The sequence below is a fragment of the Streptomyces sp. NBC_01477 genome (assembly GCF_036227245.1).
Lineage (GTDB): Bacteria > Actinomycetota > Actinomycetes > Streptomycetales > Streptomycetaceae > Actinacidiphila.
In genome coordinates this window covers 1,218,909-1,241,310 of sequence record NZ_CP109445.1, presented here as the reverse complement: position 1 = coordinate 1,241,310, position 22,402 = coordinate 1,218,909, and the positions used below count along the sequence as shown (strand labels likewise).

Sequence of the window (22,402 nt, the reverse complement as noted above, 5' to 3'; positions counted from 1 at the left end):
CGGGTCTACAGCAGGCCGTGCCGCGGCGGGCGGGTGCCGGACAGCACATAGCGGCCGATGTGCTGCACCTTCCACCGCGCCGGGTCGTGCAGCGTGTGGGTGCGGGCGTCGCGCCAGTAGCGGTTGAGGTTCAACGAGTCGGCGGCCGAGCGGGTGCCCGCCAGTTCGAACAGGGCGCCCGCGACCTCCACCGCCGCGGTCGCCGCGAACGCCTTGGCCGCCGCCACCGCGATGGACGCCTCGGCGGCGCTGTCGTCGGTCAGCTCGGCGCGGGCGGCGTCCACCGCGCGGGCCGCCGCGGCCAGCAGCGCGTCCGCGGCCTTGACCTGGAGGGCGAGTTCGCCGACCCGCTGGATCAGCAGCGGGTCCTCGGCCGCGGTGTCGAATCCGCTCTCGAACCACGGGCGGCTCTTGGTGCGGACGAAGTCCACCGCCTCGGCCAGCGCGCCCCCGGCGATCCCGGCGTCGATCGCCGCGTGCAGCAACTGGGCCACCGCCCCGTGCAGCTGCGGCCCGGTGAAGGTCAGGTGGTGCGGCACCACCCGGTCCGCGGGCACCGCGACGTCCTCCAGCCGTACGGTCCCGCTGGCGGTGGTGCGCTGGCCCATGCCCTCCCAGTCGTCCACCACGGTCACGCCCGGCGCGTCGGCGGGCACATAGGCGACGTGCAGCGCGCCCTCGTCCCCGGCCCTGGCCAGCACCGGGATCCAGTCGGCGAACAGCGCGCCGGTGGCGTAGTGCTTGACCCCGGTCAGTACGTATCCGGTCCCGTCGGCGCCGGGCTCCAGCCGGGTGCGGATGTCCTGGACGTGCCTGGTGCCGGCCTCGGACTGCGCATTGCCGAACCGCTTGCCGGCCAGCAGCTCCCGGAAGAAGAAGTCCTGCTGGGCGGGTGTGCCCTGGGCGCGCAGCACATTGACGTAGGCGAAGTGGCTCTGCGGGATCTGCGCCAGGCTGCCGTCCGCGGTGGCCAGCAGCCGGAAGACCTCGGCGAGCGTGACCAGGCTGACGTCCGCCCCGCCGTGCGCCGCCGGGACCGTGACCGCGAGCAGCCCGGCGGCGGTGAGCCGGTCCAGCTCGGCCCGCGGCAGCTCGCGTTCGGCGTCCCGGCGGGCGGCGCCGACCCGGAATTCGGCGGCGAGCGCGGCGGCGACGGCGAGCGCTTCCGCGTCGTCGGCGATCACCTCCGCCCTGCGGGACGCCATAGCGGTCGGGGGTCGGGACGGAGCGGTCACGGAAGGCCTCCTGGGAGTCGAGGGCGGTCGAGGGGTGGGGTGGCGGCCTGGCGCGGCGGCGGGACCGGCCGCCACGGGGCCGTCGTCTCCGGCCGCGCGGCGCCGGTCCGGCATGAACCAGCCCTGGACGAGGTGCCGGGCGCCCCTCGCGGACAGCACCGGTCACGGGGCGCGGCCGAGGGGCCGGTACGTGTGCGGTGCCGGCACGGCGGCGGCGCGCGATCCGGTCCTGCGGGTCCTGCCGGGCGGACGGCGTCCCGGGCGAGGGGAAGCCGTGCGGGCCGACCGCGGTTTCAGCGCGCGGCAGGACGCGGCGGTGAGCGGCGGGGTCCGCCGCAGCGGGCGGGAGCGGTGCTCAGCGGCAACAGCAGGCGCTGGCGACGCGCGCGAGGTCGATATGGCGCCGCTTGGTGAGGATGCCGCGCATACCGATCGCTTCCTCACTCCTGCCGTCACGGGCCGGACCCCGGCATGCCGTCGATGCGGGTCTCCGTCCGACCGCCAGACTAGGCGTCCGCGCGGGCGCCGGTCGATACGGCGTTGGCGACCGGTTGATAGGGTTTCCCTCTCACCCGACAGCGCGACGACGGCGCACGGTGCCAGGGCGGTGACGCTGCGATGCGGATCGAGCAGCTCGAATACATCGAAGCGGTGACCCGGCTCGGCTCACTGCGCCGAGCGGCGGACGAACTGCACCTCTCCCAGCCCGCGTTGAGCGAGACCGTGCGCAATCTTGAGCGCGAACTCGGCGTGGACCTGCTGGACCGCCGCCGCTCCGGCGCGAAGATCAGCGACGGCGGGCGCGAGCTGCTGCCGCACATCATCGGGGTCCTCGACGCGGTGGACAAGCTCCGGCAGGCCGCCGACCACCAGCACAGGACCAGCCGTACGGTCCGGCTGGGCACGGTCAACGCGGCCACCGTGCCGCTGCTCGTGCCGGCGATCCGCGCCTTTCGGGCCGCGCACCCGTCCACCCAGGTCGAGGTGGTCGCGGCGCAGCAGGCCGACATCCACCGGGCGCTGCTGGAGGGCCGGTTCGACCTCGGGCTGGTCAACTACCTCCAGGGCGACGACCTGCCGCCGGAACTCCACACCACCGAATTGCTGCGCGGCCGGCCCGTGGTCTGCGTCCGCCCGGACAGCCCGCTGGCCGTGCTGCGTACGATCGGCGTGGACGACCTGCTGACCGAACCGCTGGTCGTGATGCGGGCCGGCTATGTCATGCACCGCTACGTGCACCGGCTGCTGGCCGGCCGGACACCGTCCTTCTCGTACTCCACCGACGGCGCCGAGATGGGCAAGCTGATGGTGGCCGAGGGGCTGGGTGCCACGGTCCTGCCGGACTTCAGCGTGATCGGCGACCCGCTGGAGCGCAGCGGCGCGCTCGTCTGCCGGCCGGTGGCCGACGACGCGACCGAGGTGCTGATGGTGGCGCAGCGCCGGCTGTCCGGCTCGGTGCCGCGCGCGGCACACGATCTCCACCAGCTCTTCGTGGAGCGCGCCGCCGCCCATCGGCCGGCGCGGCAGGCGTAAGGAGCGCCCGCCCCGCTGCTCCGACCGGCGTACGGCGGGGCCTGCGTGATCAAGCCCGGCGATGTGGGGTGGTCAGGCGCACGCGATGTTCTCGGCGTACAGACCCTTCGGGTTCTGCGTGACGTCGAACGTCACCCGCTGGCCCTCGACCAGTCCGGGAAGTCCTGGGTCGACGAGATGGGAGAAGTGCGCGAATACGTCGGCGCCATCGCCGGATTGCTCGATGAAGCCGAACCCCCGGGCCGCGTTGAACCATTTGACGGTTCCCATAGCCATGTCATGCCTTCCCGTGCACTGCCGCGCACGAGAGCGGTGTCGCGAGGGCAGGCTCTGGTACCGCGCGAGTGCCTGAATCGTGGTATGGGTGCACTTTCACAATGTCGACGAGGATGAGATCTGGTAATCCCGCTCGGGTAGGGGCCGGGCCGCCGAGACGATCGGCGGCCCGACGGCTAGGTGAGACGGCCGGGTGGGCGCCCGGGTCCGCGGAAACCCGCCCGGTCAGTGGCCGGGCAGGTGCCCGAGGCCCAGCAGCGAGGATGCTGTCCGGAGCGGACCGAGGGCGGCGGGGGGAGCGTCAGGGGCGGCGCTCCGGCAGGTGAAGCCGAGGTTGTGGAGGGCGCGGGTCACCTCGGCGGCGCTGAAGTCGCGGCGGTCCTGCCGGGTGATGACCTCCCCGACCTGCTTGACCGGGTAGTGGCGACGGCTGATGATCACGGACTCGCCCGTGATCGGCTCGGGTTTGATGCCCTTCATCGACGCCTGCACGTCACTCTTGGTCAGGTCGAAGGCGAAACGGGCGATGATGCAGCGCATGGGTCCTCGCAGATGAGGGGGACGGGGCGGGAGCCGGTGCGGCCGGAGGGGGACGGTCCTGCGGGCTTCATGCTGCCGGACTGAGGGCGGAACGGCGCTGCGAGGTTCCCGCCGGCGCCGCGGTGGGCCGGGTGGAGCGCCGGGCCTGCGCGGGGCGGCTGCGCCGCCCGCGCGAGGACGACGACGAGCTGCGCTTGGTGCGGTCCGCGACCGGTTCCGTGATGGTGACGGGTACACCGGAGGGGGTCCGCGCGCCCGTGACACGGGTCAGCTCGGCGTCCCCCGAGTGGGTCTGCGTGCTCTGCGGGGTGATGCCCGCGGTGGCCATCAGCCGGGTCATCTCGCGGCGCTGGCTGGGCAGGACCAGGGTGACGACGCGGCCGGACTCGCCGGCCCGGGCGGTACGTCCGCCGCGGTGCAGGTAGTCCTTGTGGTCGCTCGGCGGGTCGACGTTCACGACCAGGTCGAGGTCGTCGACGTGGATACCGCGGGCGGCCACGTTGGTGGCGACCAGCACGGTCACGTGACCGCTCTTGAACTGCGCCAGCGTGCGGGTGCGCTGCGGCTGCGACTTGCCGCCGTGCAGTGCCGCCGCGCGCACACCGCTGCGCAGCAGGTGCGTGGTGAGCTTGTCCACGGCGTGCTTGGTGTCCAGGAACATCAGGACCCGGCCGTCGCGGGCCGCGATCTCGGTGGTCGTGGCCTGCTTGTCGGTGTTCTGCACGTGCAGGACGTGGTGTTCCATCGTGGTGACCGCGCCCGCGGAGGGGTCGACCGAGTGCACGACCGGGTCGGTCAGGTAGCGGCGCACCAGCAGGTCGATGTTGCGGTCCAGGGTGGCGGAGAACAGCATCCGCTGGCCGCCCGGGCGCACCTGGTCCAGCAGGGCGGTGACCTGCGGCATGAATCCCATGTCGGCCATCTGGTCGGCTTCGTCCAGCACGGTGATGTCGACCTGGTCCAGCCGGCACGTACCGCGGTCGATGAGGTCCTTGAGCCGGCCGGGAGTCGCCACGACGACCTCGGCGCCCGCCCGCAGGACACTGACCTGACGGCCGATGGACATGCCGCCGACGACGGTGGCCAGCCGCAGCCGCAGGTCGCGGGCGTACGGGGTGAGGGCGTCGGTGACCTGCTGGGCCAGCTCCCGGGTCGGGACCAGCACCAGGGCCAGCGGCTGACCGGGCTCGGCGCGCCGCCCCGCGGTACGGGCCAGCAGCGCCAGGCCGAACGCCAGCGTCTTGCCGGAGCCGGTACGGCCGCGGCCCAGCACGTCGCGTCCCGCCAGCGAGTTGGGGAGCGTGGCGGCCTGGATCGGGAACGGCACGGCCATCCCCTGCCGGCCCAGGGCCGTCAGCAGTACGGGCGGCAGGTCCAGCTCGGCGAAGGTCTCCACCGGGGGCAGGGCCGGGGTGAGGGTGACGGGCAGGGCGAACTCCCCCTGCGCCGCCGCGGGGCGGCGGCCTCCGTAGCCGCCGGAGCGGGACGGCCCGCCGGAACGGGACGGGGCCTGACCGCGGTAGCCGCCGCGGCCGGAGCCGGTGGAGCCGGCGGAGCGGCTGCGGGAAGAGCGATCGGTCGTGCGGTACGTGCGGTTCATGGAGAACCTTTCCTCGATGCGGTACGTCGAGGAATCCCGGGCGGCGCAAGCCGCGACTGGGAACACAAGAACGAACCGATGAAAGGGAATGCTACGAAGCGGGCGGCGGCCTGCCCGGGAGGTACGGGGGCAGGGTGCCCGGCGGGATGCGCGGCTGTCGCCGCGGACCCGGGAATCATTCGGGTAATGCGGCAGGCCGGGGCCCGCACCCCAAGGTGCGGGCCCCGGCCTGCTGTGCGCGTCAGCGTCAGGCGGGAACGATGTTCTCCGCCTGCGGGCCCTTCTGGCCCTGGGTGACGTCGAAGTTCACCTTCTGGCCCTCCTGCAGCTCGCGGAAGCCGGAGGCGGCGATGTTCGAGTAGTGGGCGAAGACGTCAGCGCCGCCACCGTCCTGCTCGATGAAGCCGAAACCCTTTTCCGCATTGAACCACTTCACGGTGCCAGATGCCATATTACATTCTCCTTCAGGGGCAGTACCCGGAGCCCGCACTGTGCGGACCCCGCGTCGCCGTGATGATTACCCCATCCGGAAAAACAACCGGAAATACAAAAGCGCTCCCGCCGCTCGTGGCGGCGAGGGCACTTGAAGTCTTTGGGAACCACAACTGCAACTGATACGAACCATAGCACGCGGCGGCGATTATGTCCGACCCTTTTGATTGCTGTGCCGGCAAGGACGTAAAAGGCTCCGCGCGGCCTGCGGGAATTTCTGTGCCTGCGGCATCAGATTTACGCATCCGCCCAGGTCCGCTGTGGTCGGAACGCGGCGCTGCGCCCCGGTCCTGGCCAAGCGGCGCCTGCCGCTGCGCCCGGCGGCGGTACGTGCGGTGACCGGGAGAGATCGCGATCGTACGGCGCCACGCAATCGGGAAGTCGAATATCTCTTGCCGCGGCGACAGAATAACTCGGAACCTACAGGACACTTCGGCGTGCTCCTGACGTGGCGGCTGAGGTGAAGTTAGGCTGCCGGGACGGTCGTTGAGTGGAGGCTCCGTAAATGGGACGCAATCGTCGCAGGTACCCCGACGCGCATTCAACCAGGCACGATGTACGGCGCCGGGCCGTGGGGGCGGTGTCCGCGCTCGCCGTCACGGCGGTGGTCGGCGCCCTCACCGCCGCCGCGCCGGCGCACCCCCATCCGGGCTCGCCGCCTGCCAAGGCCCCGCTCGCCGTCGGGTACGGCGGGGCCGTCGCCAGCGTGGACACCGACGCCACCGCGGCCGGTGTGGAGGTGCTGCGGCACGGCGGGAACGCGGTGGACGCCGCCGTGGCCACCGCCGCCGCGCTCGGCGTCACCGAGCCGTACTCCTCGGGCATCGGCGGGGGCGGCTACTTCGTCTACTACAGCGCCAAGCAGCACAAGGTCTTCACCATCGACGGCCGCGAGACCGCACCGCGCAGCGCCACCGACCAGCTCTTCGTCGAGAACGGCCAGCCGCTGGCCTTCGCCGACGCGGTCACCAGCGGACGCAGCGTCGGAGTGCCCGGCACCGCCGCCACCTGGCAGACCGCCCTGGACTCCTGGGGCAGCCGCTCGCTGGGCGACGTCCTCAAGCCCGCCGAGAAGATCGCCACCGACGGCTTCACCGTGGACGCGACCTTCAACTCGCAGACCGCGGACAACCAGGCCCGGTTCAAGGACTTCCCGGCCACCGCCGCGCTCTTCCTGCCCGGCGGGCAGCCCCCGGCGGTCGGCTCCACCCTGCGCAACCCCCAACTGGCGACCACGTACAAGGAATTGGGCCGCAAGGGGATCAACGCCATCTACCACGGCGACATCGGCGCGGACATCGTCAGTACCGTGCGCAAGCCCCCGGTGGACCCCGCCGCCACCCGCGTGGTGCGCACCGGCGACCTGACCGCCGCGGACCTGGCGGCGTACACCGCCAAGAAGCAGGCGCCGACCCACACGGACTACCGCGGCCTGGACGTGTACGGGCCCGCGCCGTCCTCGTCCGGCGGTACGTCGGTGGCCGAGGCGCTGAACATCCTCCAGCACACCGACCTCAAGAACGCCTCGCAGGTGCAGTATCTGCACCACTACATCGAGGCGAGCCGGATCGCGTTCGCCGACCGGGGCCGCTGGGTCGGCGACCCCGCGTTCGAACAGGTGCCGACCGCCGGGCTGACCTCGCAGCGGTTCGCCGACTCGCGGGCCTGCCTGATCAAGGACGACGCGGTGCTGACCAGCCCGCTCGCCCCGGGCGACCCGGCCCACCCCGCCGCGTGCGGCGGCACCGGAACGGCCGCGCCGACCACGTACGAGGGTGAGAACACCACGCACCTGACCGTGGCCGACAAGTGGGGCAACGTCGTCGCCTACACCCTGACGATCGAGCAGACCGGCGGCAGCGCGATCGCCGTGCCGGGCCGCGGCTTCCTGCTCAACAACGAGCTGACCGACTTCTCCTTCGTCCCCGCCAACCCGGCCGTGCCCGACCCGAACCTGCCGGGACCCGGCAAGCGCCCGCGCTCGTCGATCTCCCCGACCATCGTGCTCAAGAACGGCCGCCCGGACTTCGCGATCGGCTCGCCCGGCGGCGCGACCATCATCACCACGGTGCTCCAGGTCCTCACCGAGCACGTCGACCGCGGCCTGCCCCTGGTCGACGCGATCGCCGCGCCCCGCGCCAGCCAGCGCAACGCGGCGAACACCGAACTCGAACCCGCCCTGTGGAACAGTCCGCTGAAGGCCGACCTGGAGGGCATCGGCCACCACTTCGTCCAGAACCCGGAGATCGGCGCGGCCACCGGCGTCCAGCGCCTCGCGGACGGCCGCTGGCTGGCCGCGGCGGAGCCGGTACGGCGCGGCGGCGGGTCGGCGATGGTGGTGGTCCCGGCCGGGTAGGGACCTGCCCCGCCACGACCTCTGCGGCGGCTACGGCCGCGGGCCACGCCCGCGGCCGTAGCCGCCGCCCGCTGTCCGGGCGGCGGCCAGCAGCGGCTCAGCCGTTGTAGGGAGCGGCGACGTCCAGGACCCAGGTGACGCCGAAGCGGTCGGTGAGCATGCCGTACAGCGGCGCCCACTGCGCGGGCTCCAGCGGACGCACGATGACCGCGCCCTCGGCGAGCCTGCCCCACAGGGCGCCGATCTCCTCGGCGTCGCCGCCCCGCACGGAGACGAAGAACGGGTTCTCGCCCCGGCTCCAGGGCAGCCGCGAGGGCACATCGTAGGCCATGACGTGGAAGCCGTCGTCGCCGGCCACCTCGCCCCACATCACCCAGTCCGCCTCGGCCTCGTCCTGCACGGCGCCCGCGTCCTTGTAGGTGACCGCGACGGTCCGCCCGCCGAAGACGGACCGGTAGAAGTCCAGCGCCTCACGCGCGCTGCCCCGGAAGTTCAGATGAGTGGTGGTCGTGACGGACATGGCTGCTCCCTGCCTCGATGACGTGTACGCCGCCGGTCGTCCCATGTCGGGCGGCGGGTGCCGGGACCAGGAGCGATGACTCCCGGACGGCTTGTACGCCACAGTGATCGAGGTAGCGGACAGGGTGTGTCCTGTACTGCGCGGAGAATGGTGCCATGCAGAAAACGTCCTCCCGGCTGCTCGCGCTGCTCTCGCTGCTGCAAACGCACCGCGACTGGTCGGGCAGGGGTCTCGCCGAGCGGCTCGGCATCAGCTCGCGCACCGTGCGCCGGGACATCGACCGGCTGCGCGAACTCGGCTACCCGATCACCACCGCCAAGGGACCGGCCGGCGGCTACCGGCTGGAGGCCGGCACGCGCCTGCCGCCCCTGCTGTTCGACGACAACCAGGCCGTCGCCCTGGCCGTCGCGCTGGGGACCGCGGCCGGCGGCGCCACCCTTGCCGACGACGCCTCCCGCGCCCTGGCCACGCTGCGCCAGGTCATGCCGCCGCGCCTGCGCCACCGCATCGACCTGCTGCGGACCACCGCCGTCCCAGCGCCCGCGGCCGGCGGCGCCGCCGTGGTCGACGCCGAGGTCCTGGTGGAGCTGAGCCGTGTCATCCACGCCCGCGAGGAACTGCGCTTCGACTACGCCCCGGGCTCAAGCGGCCCGGCCGGCGGCCCCCGCCGCGTACAGCCCCACCACCTGGTCACCTGGCGTCATGGCTGGTATCTCGTGGCCTGGGACCTCCACCGCGAGGACTGGCGTACTTTCCGCGTCGACCGCGTCCGGCCCCGTACGCCCACCGGTCCGCGCTTCGCCCCGCGCGAGGTCCCCGGCGGCAGCGTCTCCGCCTTCGTCACCAGCCGATTCCGCGGCAACGTCGGCACCGCCGCCGACTGGCCCTGCCGAGGCGACGTCGTCCTCCACCTCCCGGCCGCCGACGTGGCGCCCTTCGCCGAGGACGGAATCGTCGAGGAGATCGGCCCGCGGCGCTGCCGGCTCACCCTCGGCTCCTGGTCGTGGACCGGACTCGCCGCCGCCATCGGCCGTTTCGACGCCGACATCGACGTCATCGGCCCGCCCCAGCTGGCCGCCGCCTTCGCCGGCCTCGCCGCCCGCTACGCCCGGGCCGCCGCTCGCGCCGCGGGGCCGGAAACCTGAGCGGCGCGGTGAGCACACACCTCACCGCGCCGCTCAGGCCGTGCTGACCCTGCCCGGGCCGGCGACCTCGTCCGTGCCGGCGCCAGGAGCGCCGGACCTTCGGCCTCAGCCGACGATGGCGACCGGCCCGTCCCAGGCGTCGCGGTCCACCGTGATGGTGTAGCCCTTGCGGGTCTCCTTGCTGTTGGCGGTGTACTGGTGCCCGCGGCTGTGGCCGGTGAACAGCTTGGGGTCCCAGGGCCAGTCCGTCGTGGTGGCCTTGCCGTCCCACAGCGCGTACCAGAGGTTGCCGGGCAGGTCGGTCCTGTCCGCCGCGGTGGCGATCGCCTTGGCACTGGAGGTGGCGAAGCCGTAGTAGCCGGCGCGGTAGACCTTGGCGCGCAGCGTCTTGGTGAAGGAGCGCACGTAGGTCAGCACGGCGGTGTTGCACGAGGTGTTCGTGATGGCGTACGGCTCCATGTCGAGGTAGATCGCCGAGCCGGCCTTCATCCCGAGCGCCGCGGACTTGGCGACCGCGTCCTTGGCGTCGCTCGCGCCGAGCGCGGCGGCCGTGGCGGCGGTGAGCTTCTCCGGGCTGGAGCCGGTCTGGCAGGGCGGCTGGGCGCCGACGTAGATCGGTATGAGCTTCCAGCCCGCGGCGTTGACCGACTTCACCCAGGACGCGGTGAGGTTGGCCTGCGCGCAGCCGCGGTTCTTTCCGCCGACATAAACGGCGGCGGCTCCGTAATAGGCGTCGGACTTCCACGCCTTCATCGCGTTCAGCGAGGGTGCCGCGCAGGCGTCGAAGGCGCGGCCGGTGAAGGTCTTCTGCGCGGGCCACGTGGTCGCGGCCATCGACGTCTGCGCCATGACGACGCCCCCCGCGGCGACTACGGATCCCGCCGTGGCCCAGGCGATGTACCGGCCCCTTTTGGACAAACGATGCTTGGCCACGATCCCCACCCTCATTGCGTCGGCGGCACCCGGCGGCCGACGCTCCCCTCACGGCTCGGCCACGCCGAACGCCCTGATCGTAGAGGGTTCGCAGCGCCGCGCCGCCGCCAGGGTCCCGGGCGCCGCCCAGGGCGCCGACGTGCCCGCGAGACCGCGGTCGCGCCCGTCCCCGCGCTTGCGCCGAACCGCCGCGGCCGACCGCCGGTCCCGACGCCGGGATTTCTGCTCGGCCTGCACGGGCCGATGGCGGGTAGCGGCTCGGAGAGGCACAAACCGGCCTCCGCGTACGCCGCCGCTCCGGCGCACTCGTCCAACAGGGGGGAACCCATGCCAACCGCACTTCCGGGCCGAACCGCCCCGGGCTCCGGCCGGAGTCCGAGCCGAGGACCCGGCACCGCGTCGCCCGGCGGACGCCTCCCCGTCCTGACCACCGGCACCGCCACGGCCGTCGGCCGCATCACGGCGCTGACCATCTGCCAGGCCGCGCTGCTGATCGGCTTCGGGCTGCTCATCACCGGCCCCGCCCGGCACGTGTGGCCCTTCACGGTGGAGGACCGCGTCAACGAGGGGTTCGTGCACGTCCGCACGGGGACCTTCGACACCGTCACCTCCTGGGGTTCCGAGGCCGGCAACACCCTGACGATCATCGCGATCACCCTGGTGGTCTGCGCGGCCATGGTGTTCGCGCCCGTCCTGCCGAGGTGGCGCGAGGCGGTCTTCCTCGCGGTGAGCGTGTCGCTCCAGGCCCTGGTGTTCCTGGCGATCACCTCCGCGGTGGACCGCCACCGGCCGGCGGTGCACCGGCTCGACGACTCACCCCCGACGTCGAGCTACACCTCGGGCCACACCGGGGCGGCCACCGCCCTCTACGGCGGGCTCGCCATTCTCATACTCACCCGGACACGGCGGCTGAGCCGCCCCTGGCGGATCGCGGTGGCGGTGCTCCTGGTGCTGCTGCCGTTCGCGGTGGGCACCTGCCGGATGTACCGGGGCATGCACCACCCGACGGACGTGGCCGGCGGCATGCTCAACGGCGCGCTGTCGCTGCTGATCGTCGGCCGGACGGTCCTGTTCGCTGATCCCGCCCCTGCCCCGCTGCCGCGCAACGCGGTGGACCTCGCCGTGGCCGAGGCGGGCGAGAGCGCCGAGCCGGCGCCCGGCCCGACCGTCGTGATCGTCAACCCCGTCTCCACCGGCGGCTCCGACCGCGACCGGATCAGGCTGGTACTGGAACGGTACGGCCACACCGCACCGCGGTTCGTGGAGACCACCGTGGAGGACCCCGGCGGCGGCCCGGCGGCGCGGGCCGTGGCGGACGGCGCCGCCCTGGTGGTCGTCTGCGGCGGCGACGGCACGGTCCGCGCGGTCGCCGAGGCCCTGGCCGGCACCGGCGTGCCGCTGGCCGTGGCCCCGCACGGCACGGGCAATCTGCTGGCCCGCAACCTCGGCCTGCCGCTCGATCCGGTCCGGGCGCTGGACGCCGCCCTCGGCGGGACGGCCCGGCCGGTGGACCTCGGCCGGATCGAGGGCGACGACCTGCCGCCGACCCTCTTCTGCGCCATGTCCGGCGCGGGCCTGGACGCCGCCCTGATGGAACGGACCCCGGACCGCGCGAAGTCGGCCCTGGGCTGGCCCGCCTACGCCCTGGGATCGGTGCGCGCCCTGCGCGTCCCCCGTACGGCGATGACGCTGCGGCTGGACGGCGGCGAGCCGGTACGGCGCACCGCGCGCATGGTGGTGATCGCCAACGTGGGGCGGCTGCAAGGAAACGCGTCGCTCGCCCCGGACGCCCGCCCCGACGACGGCCTGCTCCATGTCGTGCTGCTGGATCCGCGCGGCCTCGGCGGCTGGCTGGGCGCCGCCGCGTACGTCCTGCGCGGCTCCTCCCGGCGCACGGGCGCGGGCGGTGTGGAGACCCACGCGTGCCGGCGGGTCGATCTCGTCCTGCGCACCCGGCAGCCGCGCGAGATCGACGGCGACCCGGTGGCCGCCGGACGGCAGCTGTCCGCGCGGGTGGTGCCGGGCGCGCTGAGCGTCCTCCTGCCCGAGGTCTCCGAGGTCTCCGGGCGCGCCGGGGCCCCCAGGATCCCCGGCCGCCGCGAGGCCCCCGGGGTCCCCGAGCGGTCCGGGGTCCCCGGACTCCGCCAGCAGGAGGGATGAATGGGTACCGCGACACGGGTCCCGCAGACCCGTGACATGTCCGAGGACGAGCTGTCGGCCGACGAGGCGATGGCGGCCCTGCGCCGCTACGGCAGCTGGACGCTGCTGCGCGACGCCTTCATACGGTTCCGGTACGCCGACGGATTCAGCCACGCGCGGGCGCTGGCCCTGCAGATCGTGCTGGCGGTGATCCCGCTGGCCATCGCCTTCGTGGGGCTGTCGACGGCGGTGCACGGCGAGAGCGTGGGACAGATCGCCGAGCTGACCATCCGCAAGCTGGCCGCGGGGCCGAGCGAGCACGTCGTCGAAGACGCCCTCGAACGCAGCCGGCGGCACGCGGGCGACGGTGCCCAGTTCGCCCTGTGGTTCGGCCTGGTCTTCTCCTGGGTCAATCTCACGACGGGCATGTGCCAGATCGAGCGCGGGGCGAACCGGATCTACGGGATCGAACGCGACCGGCCCTTCCGCCAGAAGTACACCCGCGGCCTGGTGATGGCGCTGACGGCCGGTACGCCGCTGGGCCTGGCCACGGTGATCATGGTCGCCGGGGACGACCTCGCGTCCGCCGTGGTGTCGGTCTACCACCTGGGCGGCGGGACCACCCTGGACGTCTGGAAGGTCGTACGCTGGCCCGCCGGGCTGCTGCTCGCGCTGGCCTCCGGGAGCGTGATCTTCCGCCGCGCCCCGCGCCGTCCGCAGCCCGGCTACACCTGGCTGGGCTTCGGGGCGGCGGTCTCCCTCGTCCTGTGGGCCGTGCTGACCGCGCTGCTGGCCCTCTACCTGCGGCTGAGCGGTTCCTTCGACACCGTCTACGGGCCGCTGAGCGCGTTCATGTCGCTGCTGCTGTGGTCCTATCTGACCTCGATAGCGCTGTTCTTCGGGCTGTCGTTCGCGGCCCAGCTGGAAGCGGCCCGCGCACTGCGGCCCGGGCCGGTCACGTCCGATCCGGGAGCCTGACATGGTGACGCACAACGCACCCGAGTCCATCGGCGACCGCACCCGCAGGGCCGACCGCTCGTACGGCGCCCACCTGCTGGGTTCGGCCGCCGGCGCCGCGGCGGCGGCGGTGCTCTTCGGACTCCTGCTCGTCCTGGTCGAGGCGCACTGGACGCCGCTGCGGGACATCGACACCGGCGCGGCCGACCGGCTGCACCACATCGCCGTCCGCCACCACGAGTGGACGCGGGCACTCTCCTTCGTGTCGAACTGGATCCTCAGCCCCGGCACCCTGCGTACCGCGGTGGCCCTGCTCACCCTCTGGCTGCTGCACCGCAGGGCCTGGCGGCTGGCGGCCTGGTCGGCGGTGACCGCCGGCGCCGGGGCGCTGACCGGCGTGCTGGTCAAGGCGATCGTCGAACGGGCCCGCCCCGCCCTGTCCGACCCGGTGGCACACGCGCCCGGTTACTCGTTCCCCTCGGGGCACGCCATGACCGCCACCACGTCCTTCGCGATCTTCCTGCTGGTCCTGCTCCCGTTCGTGCCGCGTGCCGCGCACCGGCTGTGCTGGCTCGTGGCGGCGCTGGCCGTGGTGGGTGTCGGCTTCACCCGGGTGGCCCTCGGCGTCCACTGGTGCAGCGACGTGATCGGCGGGTGGCTGCTGGGCCTGGCGGTGGTGTCCGCGACGACCTGGGCCTTCGAGGTGTGGCGGGTCGACGCCGGCCGCCGCCCCGCCCCGGTCGGGGACGGCCTGGAACCGGAACTCGACCGCCCGGACCCGGAACCGCCCCACCCGCACCGCTCCTGACGCCGGCTCGCCGAGCGCGGCCCGCCTCCCGCCGGTCAGCCGTTCTGCCGGCCCGGCAGGGGCGCGCCGTCGAGGAAGGCGCGGTAGGCCCTGACGGCTTCCGGGTCGATGCCAGGGCTGGACGGCCCGTAGCGGGTGTCGGTGCGGTCCCGCTTCGGTCCTGAGACCCAGAACACCTCGCCGGTCCCGACGTCGTGGAAGTTCGCGTCGGACATCCCCCCTGACCGCCGCAGTGTCCTTCCCCGGACGTACGCGGTGCTCCAGGTCTTCGAGAAGTCCACCCACCCGGTCCAGGAGGGGCCGCGGTCGGTGTCGTAACCGGTCTTCAACTGCACGAACATGAGACGTCGAGGCATACGCCCAGACTTGCGCACGGACCGCGTCCGCGACCAGCCGGTTCAGCGGCCCCGGTTTCGGCCCTTCGTGACGGGCGCCTTTCGGTCTAGGCGGGGGCGCCCGGGGCCCGGCATACTCCGAGGGCGGCAGGGGCAGCGCAGGGCGGCCGTTGGCAGGAGATGTTCAGGGCCGGACACCGGAAAAGCCGACGGAGGACCCCGGATGGGCATGAGGCACGCGCTGCTCGACGTCGCCCCGCTGCGGTCCTCACCGGCCTTCCGGCGGCTGTGGGCCGGCCAGGCGCTCTCCGGGTTCGGCAGCCAGATGTCGCTCGTCGCCGTGATGTACCAGGTCTGGCAGATGACGGGCAGTACGGTCTGGACCGGCGCCGTCGGCCTGGCGCAGGCGCTTCCGCTGACCGTGCTCGGGCTCTTCGCCGGGACGCTCATCGACCGGGTCGACCGGCGGAGGTTCTACCTGGCCGCGACCAGCGGGCAGGCCGCGTGCGCGCTGCTCCTGGCCCTCCAGGGGTTCTTCGGGCACTTACCCCCCGCCGCGGTGCTGCTTCTGGTCGCGGTGCAGTTCTGCTTCGTGGCCGGCAGCGGCCCGGCCTCGCGCACCTTCGTCCCGCGGCTGCTCCCCGCGCACCAGCTCTCCGCCGGGCTGGCGCTGAACCGGATCTCCTTCCAGAGCGCCATGCTGCTCGGCCCGGCGATGGGCGGGCTGATCCTCGGCGGTCCGGGCGTCGGCGCCTGCTACCTGGTCGACGCGCTCACCTTCGCCGCGGCGATCTACGGGGCGCTGGGCCTGCCGTCGATGCGGGCCGGCGACGAGGCCACCCGGCCGGGGCTGAACGGCGTGCTGGACGGCCTGGCCTTCCTGGCCCGCACCCCGGTCATCCGCGGGGCGCTGCTCTCCGACCTGGCCACCACCGTGCTGTCGATGCCGATCAGCCTGTTCCCGCTCATCAACGAGGAGCGCTTCGGCGGCAACCCGCGCACCCTGGGCCTTTTCCTGTCCGCGATAGCCGTCGGCGGGGTGGCCGCGTCCGTCTTCTCCGGGACCTTCACCCGGCTGCCGCGCCCCGGCCTGGTGATGCTCGGCGGGTCCGCCTCCTGGGGCGCCGCACTCGTGCTGTTCGGGCTCTCGCCGCAGGCCTGGGCCGGACTCGGCTGCCTGGTGCTGGCAGGCGCGGCCGACACCGTCTCGGTGGTGTCCCGCGGCGCCATCGTCCAGCTGAACACCCCGAACGAACTCCTCGGCCGGGTCGCCGCCGCCGAGCAGATCGTCGGGCAGGCGGGACCCGACCTCGGCAGCATGGCGGGCGGGCTCGTGGCAGCCGCCACGACGGGCGTGACGGCCCTGGTCGGCGGCGGCCTGCTCTGCATCGGCGCCGTCACGTCGATCGGCGCCGCCACACCGGGACTTCGCCGGCTCGCGGCGCCGCCCCCGCACGTGGCGGAACCCGTCGGCCAGCAGGCGGCGTAACGCGCGACCGTACGCCCCGGCGGCCCGCAGCCGTACGACCCCGCAGCGACCGTGCGCACCCGGCGCCCGCGCCCGTACGACCGCACAGCGCGGTCCCGCGGGCCGCGACCGTACGCACCCGGCCCGCGACCGTACGGCCCGGTCCGTTCCGGCCGTCGGCCGCGCGGACCCGTCGCCGGCCCCTACCGCCCGTCAGGCCCGCACATCGACCAGGACCTTGCCCATCGTCTCGCGTGCCGCCATCGCCGCGTGGGCCGCGCCCACCCCGGAGAGCGGTACGACGCGGTCGATCCGGGCGGTCAGCAGTCCCCGCCTGGCCAGGGTGAACAGCATGCCCGAGGCGCGCGCGAACACCTGCGGGGCCGCCAGGACCTGCTGCATCCACAGGCCGTGCACCCCCACGGACCGGCCGGTCAGATCGTCCATGGCCAGTGTGTCGGACAACCCGCCGCGTGCGCCGACCGACACCAGCCGGCCGAAAGGGGCCACCGCGGCGAGGCCCGCCCGCAGCTCCCGGCCGCCGACCGAGTCGAGGTAGAGGTCGACACCGTTCGGCAGCGCCTCGCCCAGCTCCTCGGCCCGGCCGACCGCCACCTGCGCGCCCAGCGACCGTACGAACGCCCGCTTCTCGGGGGTCGACGCGACGGCCGCCACCGGACCGGCGCCGAGCGCGAGCGCCAACTGCACCGCGAGGTGGCCCACGCCCCCGGCCGCGGCGGCGACCGCCACGCTGTCGCCCGGGCGCAGCCGCCCGGCGGTGACGAGGGCGCCGTAGGCGGTGCACCCCTGCTCCAGCAGGCCCACCGCCTGGGCGTCGTCGATACCGGCCGGCACCTCCACCGTGTACGCGTCGCGCGCGACGGCCACCTGCGCGTAGCCGCCGCCCGCGCGCAGCAGGGCGACGACCCGGCGCCCGTCGGAGCGCCGCCGCCCGACCACGTCGGCGCCGAGGACGGCGGGGAGCCGCGGCGGCGCGTACACGCCCTCGCGGATCTCCAGGTCGGCGAAGTTGAGTCCGGCCAGGGTGACGTCGATGACCGACTCGCCCTGGCCCGCCTCCGGTTCCGGCAGCTCCGCGGGCCGCAGCTCCTCGGGCCCGCCGAAGCGCCGTAATACCACGGCCCGCATCGTCTTCTCCTTTCGTCGGCTGACAGGCGGCGTGCTCAGTCGTCGAGGTAGTCCTCGGGCCCGGAACCCTCGCGGACCGTGTCGAGGGTGAAGCAGTGCAGGCCGCCGCCGAACAGCCGGCGGTGGCGGTGGCGTACCGGGACCACGGTGAAGCCGCGGCCCTCCAGGGTGCGGGCCAGCTCCGGGCAGGCGGCGTTGACCATCACGGTGTCCGGCGACACCGACAGCACATTGAGGTCGATGTAGCGGCTGGTGAGGATGAGGTCGTCGTCGTCGTAGTCGGGGAAGTTGTTGTCCTCCGGCTCGGGCGGGAAGATCATGTCCCATCTCTGCAGCGCCTTCGGCAGCCGTTCGGCGACCTCGGGGGAGCGCACCAGCAGCAGGCCGGGCCGCAGCGCCAGGACGGTGCTGTCGATGTGGCTGTCGGCGAGCCGGTGCAGCCGGTGGACCCGGAAGCGCCCCTCAAGGTGCCGTTCCAGCCAGTCGCAGCCGAGCGCGTGGTTGGCGTTGGAGACGTTGACGAACACGTCCCGGCCCAGCCGCAGGCACTGCGCCCCGTCGATCATCATCTCGAACCCGGTGTCGTACGGGGACGGCTGGGGGTCGGAGATGGGCTCGAAGAGCGAGCCGGCCTTGCCCGCCTCGGCCACGTAGGACAGGTCGAAGGAGGCGTCGGTCATCATCGGGCGGGGCATCACCGTCCAGCGCCCGCCGCGCCGGAAGTATTCGGCGTAGACCGGCTTGAGGAACTGCGTCTCGAAGTAGCGCGAGCGCACCAGCGGGGGCGTCTCGATGATCTCGTCGCCGAACACGATGCTGTTGTCGCGGACGTTGAGCGGCGGGACGACGGCGGCGGCGAAGGCGGGGGTGCGGACCTCGCCGGTCGCCGCGTCCAGCGACAGCGGGCGGTGGACGGTGATCGACAGCTGGGCGAAGATGTCGGCCATCTGCTCGACGTCCTCGCGCAGCTCCTCCAGATACCGCTGCTTGATGGGGGAGCGCTTCGCCGGACCCGCCCCGGGGCTGACATGGCGGGGGTAGTAGATGCGGCTGTAGGGCGTCTCGTCGTGGAAGAAGATGTCGAAGGACAACTCCCGTTCGTGCGAGGTGTAGTTGTCGGCGGATCCGAGGACCACCTCACGCAGCGGGGACCAACTGTCGTAGCTGTTCAGGAGCATGGTTCGGCCTTCTCTCGGCGTCGGTTGCGGGTGGGCGGGGCATGGTGGGGGGTGCCGTCCGGGCCGCCCGCGGCGGCGGCCCCGGGGCAACGGGCCGTGCGGTGGGGCGCGTTCAGGCCGCGGCCTTCGCCAGCAGCGGCTCAGTCTCCCGCTGCCGCTCCCGGGCGCCCGCGACGTCCTCGGCGATGACGCAGTACATGACGGCTCCCGCCGCCGGCCCGAAGTCGTTCACGAGGACCACGCCGGTGCCGGTCGCGGGGTCGAAGCCGAGCCCGGCCGCGTCGAGCGCGGCGACGGCGGCCGGGAAGGACGGCGCGGCGCACTCCCCGCCCAGCAGGACCCGCCGCGGGCGCACCGCCGGACCCACCAGGCGCTCGGCCATGACGGTGTGCAGATGGGTGGAGCCGGTGATCCGGCCGTTGGCCTCGCAGAAGCGGATCTCGCCCTGCGGGGTGAGGTAGGCGTCGGCGCTGATCGTGCCCCGGTAGCCCAGTGCCCGGTACGCCTCGCACAGGTGCCGGCCGACCGTGATCAACTCGGCCGTGGCGTCGGCCGTCAGCCTCGCCGAGGCCGGTACGATCTCGCCGACGACCACCGGGTCCATCAGCATCTCGCCGGTGCCGGTCAGTTCGACCGCGTGGTCGGCGACCACGAATTCCGCGTACACCGGCACCGCCCCGGCGTAGTAGCGCTCCACCACCAGCCGGTGCCGGCCGCCCTCGGTCAGCCACGGCCAGCGCTCCGCCACGTACGCGTCGATCGCCGCGCCGTCGGGCAGCACCACCGCGCGGGGGGCGCCCGCGGGCTCGACGCCGGGAGCGGGCGCCAGGATCTCGTTGCCCAGCCCGCCGCCGCTGAACTCCTGCTTGGCGATGGCGCAGTGGCCCCCGCCGAGGAGGGCGCGGATCGCGCGGGCCGCCTCGCCGGGGTCGATGACCACCGTGCCGGGCGCGATCGGCACACCCGCGCCGGCCGCCACCGCGCGGAAGGCCGCCTTGCTGTTGACCAGCGCGCTGCCGCCTTGGGCGTGGAAGGCGAAGCCGGGCAGCGCCGCCTCGGCGCCGAGGCGGCGGGCGAGGTCGGCCACGGTGGCGTCCGGGTAGACCGGCGTGATCCGCAGGCCGGCCGGTCCTGAGCCCTGGGCCTTGCGCAGCGCGCCGCGCAGCGCCTCCTCAAGCGCGGGGTCCGCCAGCCGGTCCGGCGTCAGCAGCCCGGAGCCCAGCCGGCCGGGGGCCGGGGCCAGGACGGTGACCGAGGCGCGCGGGGTCCCGGTCAGCGCGGCGACGTAGTCGGCGAACGCCTCGTCGGGGAGGGTCGGCAGGACCAGCACGTCCCCTTCGCGCGCCCACCACAGCATGCGGTGGGCACCGTATCCGGCGGCCTCGCGGGCCTGCGGGGACAGCGCGGCGAGGTCACCGACCATCTCCTCGGTGCGCGTGTTGCCGATCAGCAGAGTCCTCACGCCGACTCCCGCGGTGCGGACCCGGCCGGCGACGGCGGGGCGGGCGGCGCGTCGGGCACGGCCGGGTACGCGGCTGCCGCGCCGCCCGCCCCGGCCCTGCACGGCACCAGGAAGCTGCGCTCGTAGACCAGCACCACCTCGCCGGTGGACTTCGTCCCGGTCGTCCGGCAGGACACGATCCCCTCGCCCGGGCGGCTGCGCGAGAGCCGTTTGGCGAGGATCTCGCTCTGCGCGTAGAGGGTGTCGCCGGCGAAGACCGGCGCGGGCAGCCGGATGTGGTCCCAGCCGAGGTTGGCCAGCGCCCGGCCGCTGGTGCTGCGCACGGTCATCCCGCCGACGATGCTGAGCGTCACGAGGCTGGAGACCAGCGGCTTGCCCCACGGCAGCGTCTCGCAGTAGGCGGCGTCGATGTGCAGCGGGGAGAGGTTCATGGCCAGCATGCTCATCAGCACGTTGTCCGTCTCGGTGACCGTACGGCCGGGGCGGTGCTCGATGACGTCGCCCACGGTGAACTCCTCGTAGTGGAAGCCCACCGACTCGCGGTAGCGCTGCTCGCCGATCCGCTCGTAGCCCGTGAGCAGCGGCGGCTGCTGCCGGGCCGGGCCCGGATCGGGCGGCCGGGCGGCGGGGGCGGAGGCGGGGGCGTCCGTGGTGCGTACGTCGTCCATGTGCGCGTCCTCTCACGGGGAGTCGGCTCGGCGGATCGGGGTTCGGGCGTCCGCCGCGGGAGGGGCATCGCGCCGGCGGGTCGGATGGGGTGCGGCGGACCGGGCCGGCCGCTCAGAGGGCGGCCATCACATCCCGGACGCTGTCCGCGAACTCGTCGATCTTCTCCGTGCTCAGATCCGAGCGGAGCATGATGCGCAGCCCCGCCTCGCCGCGCGGGACGATGGGGAAGAAGACCGCGGAGCTGTAGAAGCCCCGCTGGTACAGCTCGGCGGACAGCCGGACGGCGTCGTCCGCCTCGCCGACGGTGATCCGGCGGACCGGAAGTCCGTTGCCCGCGAAGGGCGTGGGATAGACGCGGTCGAAGTGGTCGATGTTCGCGTGCAGCCGGCGCTGGAGTTCGCCCAGTTCGGGCGAGCGGTGGATCGCGGCGCTGGCCAGTGAGGCGCCCACCAGCGGCAGCGACATGTTCTGCGACCATCCCACCGGTCCCGCGTGCCGGTGCAGGAACTCGAACATCGCGCGGCTGCCGAGCATCGCGATGCCGCCGCCGGTGCCGAAGCCCTTGCCCAGGCTGGCGACGATCACCGTCAGGTCGTTCATCTCCAGCTGCGAGCGGACGAACCCCTCGCCGTGCTCGCCGACCAGGGACAGCGAGTGCGAGTCGTCGATGTAGAGGAACAGCCCGTACCTGTCCTGGAGTTCCTTCAGGCCGGCCAGCGCCGTCGCCCCGCCCATCGAGTACGCCCCGTCGGCCACGTACGCGACCCGCGGGTACTGCCGGCAGATCTTCTCCAGCTGGTCGAGGTCGTTGTGGTCGCAGGTCAGGACCAGGGTCTCCTCGGCGCACACGGGCTTCACGTACGACATGCAGAAGTGGCAGAAGCGGTCGAAGACCATGACGCGCGGCTGCCCGTCGCCGCCCAGGTGGCCCGAGCCGATCAGCGGCAGGATGCCCGCGGTCAGCGCGGTGCAGGAGGTGCCCGGCAGGACGTGCGCGCCGAACAACTCGCCCAGCTCCTCCTCCATCTGCACCATGAGGTTGTGGCGGATCCGGGTGGTCGAGACCACCAGCCAGGTGGCCTGCGCCTCCTGGAGGGCGTCGATGGCGCCCTGGATGACCGCCGGGTGGTGGTTGAGCCCCAAGTAGCCGACCGAGCACATGTTGACGAACTCGTGCCCGGTCTCCTTGACCACGAGCCGGTTGTTGGCGTCGGGGGTGTCGACATGGATGCCGATGAGCCCGGCGTCCGCTGCCTTGCGCCACGCGGGGTCGGCGACCTCCAGCATCGTGGCGTTGTTGCGGTGCCGGTGGGGGCCGGTGATGTCGAGCGGGGGACTTTGCGTCATGTCGGACAACTCCCTGGCGAGGGGTGTGCGGATGCACCGGTGGGCTTTCATGGCGTGGTGCTGCCGTGCGGTGGGCGGCGGCACGTGGTCTTGCGGCGGCACGGTTGGCGGGCGTGGAGGGCGTGGCGGGCGTGGCGGGCGTGGCGGGCGTCGGCGCGCGGACGCCGCGGGCTCCTCGTACGGCCCTGGCGCGTACGGACGCAGACACCGCTGCGGGTACGGGTACGGCCGGGGGAGGGTGCGGGGCGGTCGCGAAGGCT

General features: G+C 73.5%; 21 protein-coding genes. 7 read left to right on the top strand and 14 right to left on the bottom strand.

All coding sequences use genetic code 11. From position 1 onward, the window contains the following. Window positions 1-5: 5 nt before the first annotated feature. Together OHA86_RS04805 and OHA86_RS36000 are read right to left on the bottom strand one after the other, a co-directional pair. Window positions 6-1,205: an SfnB family sulfur acquisition oxidoreductase gene (locus OHA86_RS04805; RefSeq protein WP_329182223.1), complete on the bottom strand. Its 1,200-nt coding sequence runs from the start codon at window positions 1,203-1,205 to the stop codon at window positions 6-8. Between the two features lie 385 nt (window positions 1,206-1,590). Further along, window positions 1,591-1,662: a putative leader peptide gene (locus OHA86_RS36000; RefSeq protein ID WP_443054023.1), complete on the bottom strand. Its 72-nt coding sequence runs from the start codon at window positions 1,660-1,662 to the stop codon at window positions 1,591-1,593. Between the two features lie 191 nt (window positions 1,663-1,853). Between OHA86_RS36000 and OHA86_RS04800 the strand changes: the two genes are divergently transcribed. Beyond that, window positions 1,854-2,768 carry a LysR family transcriptional regulator gene (locus OHA86_RS04800; protein ID WP_329172777.1) on the top strand — a complete coding sequence of 305 codons (915 nt, stop codon included), beginning with the start codon at window positions 1,854-1,856 and terminating at the stop codon, window positions 2,766-2,768. Between the two features lie 72 nt (window positions 2,769-2,840). Here the strand turns inward: OHA86_RS04800 and OHA86_RS04795 are convergent, their stop codons facing one another. From OHA86_RS04795 to OHA86_RS04780, 4 genes are all read right to left on the bottom strand, one after another. Beyond that, on the bottom strand, window positions 2,841-3,044 hold the full coding sequence (locus tag OHA86_RS04795) for a cold-shock protein (protein ID WP_329172775.1): 204 nt from the start codon (window positions 3,042-3,044) through the stop codon (window positions 2,841-2,843). A 225-nt stretch (window positions 3,045-3,269) separates the two neighbouring features. Beyond that, window positions 3,270-3,584 carry an SCO5918 family protein gene (locus OHA86_RS04790; protein ID WP_329172772.1) on the bottom strand — a complete coding sequence of 105 codons (315 nt, stop codon included), beginning with the start codon at window positions 3,582-3,584 and terminating at the stop codon, window positions 3,270-3,272. Between the two features lie 67 nt (window positions 3,585-3,651). Further along, window positions 3,652-5,184, bottom strand: coding sequence for a DEAD/DEAH box helicase (locus OHA86_RS04785; RefSeq protein WP_329172771.1), 1,533 nt, complete (start codon window positions 5,182-5,184; stop codon window positions 3,652-3,654). Between the two features lie 247 nt (window positions 5,185-5,431). Then, window positions 5,432-5,635 carry a cold-shock protein gene (locus tag OHA86_RS04780; protein WP_033176054.1) on the bottom strand — a complete coding sequence of 68 codons (204 nt, stop codon included), beginning with the start codon at window positions 5,633-5,635 and terminating at the stop codon, window positions 5,432-5,434. A 546-nt stretch (window positions 5,636-6,181) separates the two neighbouring features. Between OHA86_RS04780 and ggt the strand changes: the two genes are divergently transcribed. Continuing rightward, the gene (ggt, locus tag OHA86_RS04775) at window positions 6,182-8,032 is read left to right on the top strand and encodes a gamma-glutamyltransferase (protein WP_443071635.1); all 1,851 of its coding nucleotides are present in this window, start codon (window positions 6,182-6,184) and stop codon (window positions 8,030-8,032) included. Window positions 8,033-8,129: 97 nt separating this feature from the next. On the opposite strand, the gene OHA86_RS04770 is transcribed toward ggt, so the two are convergent. Continuing rightward, entirely contained in the window at window positions 8,130-8,552 is a 423-nt protein-coding gene (locus OHA86_RS04770; protein ID WP_329172766.1) for a VOC family protein, read from the bottom strand. 155 nt (window positions 8,553-8,707) lie between these two features. On the opposite strand from OHA86_RS04770, the gene OHA86_RS04765 reads away from it, so the two are divergent. Continuing rightward, entirely contained in the window at window positions 8,708-9,697 is a 990-nt protein-coding gene (locus OHA86_RS04765) for a helix-turn-helix transcriptional regulator (protein WP_329172765.1), read from the top strand. A gap of 105 nt (window positions 9,698-9,802) precedes the next feature. Here the strand turns inward: OHA86_RS04765 and OHA86_RS04760 are convergent, their stop codons facing one another. Then, on the bottom strand, window positions 9,803-10,630 hold the full coding sequence (locus OHA86_RS04760) for a glycoside hydrolase domain-containing protein (protein WP_329172764.1): 828 nt from the start codon (window positions 10,628-10,630) through the stop codon (window positions 9,803-9,805). A 327-nt stretch (window positions 10,631-10,957) separates the two neighbouring features. Here OHA86_RS04760 and OHA86_RS04755 point away from each other — a divergent pair, with 327 nt between their 5' ends. Genes OHA86_RS04755 through OHA86_RS04745 form a run of 3 tightly spaced genes read left to right on the top strand, consistent with a single transcriptional unit; the run spans window position 10,958 to window position 14,534 of the window. Further along, window positions 10,958-12,790, top strand: a complete 1,833-nt coding sequence (locus OHA86_RS04755; RefSeq protein WP_329172762.1) for a diacylglycerol kinase family protein — start codon at window positions 10,958-10,960, stop codon at window positions 12,788-12,790. Further along, the gene (locus OHA86_RS04750) at window positions 12,791-13,747 is read left to right on the top strand and encodes a YihY/virulence factor BrkB family protein (protein WP_329172759.1); all 957 of its coding nucleotides are present in this window, start codon (window positions 12,791-12,793) and stop codon (window positions 13,745-13,747) included. Between the two features lies 1 nt (window position 13,748). After that, entirely contained in the window at window positions 13,749-14,534 is a 786-nt protein-coding gene (locus OHA86_RS04745; protein WP_329172758.1) for a phosphatase PAP2 family protein, read from the top strand. A gap of 35 nt (window positions 14,535-14,569) precedes the next feature. On the opposite strand, the gene OHA86_RS04740 is transcribed toward OHA86_RS04745, so the two are convergent. Then, window positions 14,570-14,890, bottom strand: coding sequence for a hypothetical protein (locus OHA86_RS04740; RefSeq protein ID WP_329172756.1), 321 nt, complete (start codon window positions 14,888-14,890; stop codon window positions 14,570-14,572). Between the two features lie 202 nt (window positions 14,891-15,092). On the opposite strand from OHA86_RS04740, the gene OHA86_RS04735 reads away from it, so the two are divergent. Further along, window positions 15,093-16,358, top strand: coding sequence for an MFS transporter (locus OHA86_RS04735; protein WP_329172754.1), 1,266 nt, complete (start codon window positions 15,093-15,095; stop codon window positions 16,356-16,358). A gap of 192 nt (window positions 16,359-16,550) precedes the next feature. On the opposite strand, the gene OHA86_RS04730 is transcribed toward OHA86_RS04735, so the two are convergent. The 5 genes from OHA86_RS04730 to OHA86_RS04710 form a co-directional block, all read right to left on the bottom strand. After that, complete coding sequence (locus OHA86_RS04730) at window positions 16,551-17,486, bottom strand: quinone oxidoreductase family protein (RefSeq protein WP_329172753.1); 936 nt, start codon at window positions 17,484-17,486, stop codon at window positions 16,551-16,553. A 35-nt stretch (window positions 17,487-17,521) separates the two neighbouring features. Next, window positions 17,522-18,664: a glycine amidinotransferase gene (locus OHA86_RS04725; protein ID WP_329172750.1), complete on the bottom strand. Its 1,143-nt coding sequence runs from the start codon at window positions 18,662-18,664 to the stop codon at window positions 17,522-17,524. A 112-nt stretch (window positions 18,665-18,776) separates the two neighbouring features. Beyond that, the gene (locus OHA86_RS04720) at window positions 18,777-20,126 is read right to left on the bottom strand and encodes a peptide ligase PGM1-related protein (protein ID WP_329172748.1); all 1,350 of its coding nucleotides are present in this window, start codon (window positions 20,124-20,126) and stop codon (window positions 18,777-18,779) included. Then, window positions 20,123-20,707, bottom strand: a complete 585-nt coding sequence (locus OHA86_RS04715; RefSeq protein ID WP_443071965.1) for a MaoC family dehydratase — start codon at window positions 20,705-20,707, stop codon at window positions 20,123-20,125. The genes OHA86_RS04720 and OHA86_RS04715 overlap by 4 nt, the downstream gene beginning before the upstream one ends. Window positions 20,708-20,906: 199 nt before the next feature. Then, complete coding sequence (locus OHA86_RS04710) at window positions 20,907-22,142, bottom strand: aminotransferase class I/II-fold pyridoxal phosphate-dependent enzyme (RefSeq protein WP_329172746.1); 1,236 nt, start codon at window positions 22,140-22,142, stop codon at window positions 20,907-20,909. Between the last annotated feature and the right edge of the window lie 260 nt (window positions 22,143-22,402).

Bases quoted from the DNA above. Each gene is read 5' to 3' on its own strand.
- OHA86_RS04805 (WP_329182223.1), bottom strand. From the start codon at position 1,205: ATGGCGTCCCGCAGGGCGGAGGTGATCGCCGACGACGCGGAAGCGCTC.
- OHA86_RS04800 (WP_329172777.1), top strand. From the start codon at position 1,854: ATGCGGATCGAGCAGCTCGAATACATCGAAGCGGTGACCCGGCTCGGC.
- OHA86_RS04795 (WP_329172775.1), bottom strand. From the start codon at position 3,044: ATGGCTATGGGAACCGTCAAATGGTTCAACGCGGCCCGGGGGTTCGGC.
- OHA86_RS04790 (WP_329172772.1), bottom strand. From the start codon at position 3,584: ATGCGCTGCATCATCGCCCGTTTCGCCTTCGACCTGACCAAGAGTGAC.
- OHA86_RS04785 (WP_329172771.1), bottom strand. From the start codon at position 5,184: ATGAACCGCACGTACCGCACGACCGATCGCTCTTCCCGCAGCCGCTCC.
- OHA86_RS04780 (WP_033176054.1), bottom strand. From the start codon at position 5,635: ATGGCATCTGGCACCGTGAAGTGGTTCAATGCGGAAAAGGGTTTCGGC.
- ggt (WP_443071635.1), top strand. From the start codon at position 6,182: ATGGGACGCAATCGTCGCAGGTACCCCGACGCGCATTCAACCAGGCAC.
- OHA86_RS04770 (WP_329172766.1), bottom strand. From the start codon at position 8,552: ATGTCCGTCACGACCACCACTCATCTGAACTTCCGGGGCAGCGCGCGT.
- OHA86_RS04765 (WP_329172765.1), top strand. From the start codon at position 8,708: ATGCAGAAAACGTCCTCCCGGCTGCTCGCGCTGCTCTCGCTGCTGCAA.
- OHA86_RS04755 (WP_329172762.1), top strand. From the start codon at position 10,958: ATGCCAACCGCACTTCCGGGCCGAACCGCCCCGGGCTCCGGCCGGAGT.
- OHA86_RS04750 (WP_329172759.1), top strand. From the start codon at position 12,791: ATGGGTACCGCGACACGGGTCCCGCAGACCCGTGACATGTCCGAGGAC.
- OHA86_RS04745 (WP_329172758.1), top strand. From the start codon at position 13,749: ATGGTGACGCACAACGCACCCGAGTCCATCGGCGACCGCACCCGCAGG.
- OHA86_RS04740 (WP_329172756.1), bottom strand. From the start codon at position 14,890: ATGCCTCGACGTCTCATGTTCGTGCAGTTGAAGACCGGTTACGACACC.
- OHA86_RS04735 (WP_329172754.1), top strand. From the start codon at position 15,093: ATGGGCATGAGGCACGCGCTGCTCGACGTCGCCCCGCTGCGGTCCTCA.
- OHA86_RS04730 (WP_329172753.1), bottom strand. From the start codon at position 17,486: ATGCGGGCCGTGGTATTACGGCGCTTCGGCGGGCCCGAGGAGCTGCGG.
- OHA86_RS04725 (WP_329172750.1), bottom strand. From the start codon at position 18,664: ATGCTCCTGAACAGCTACGACAGTTGGTCCCCGCTGCGTGAGGTGGTC.
- OHA86_RS04710 (WP_329172746.1), bottom strand. From the start codon at position 22,142: ATGACGCAAAGTCCCCCGCTCGACATCACCGGCCCCCACCGGCACCGC.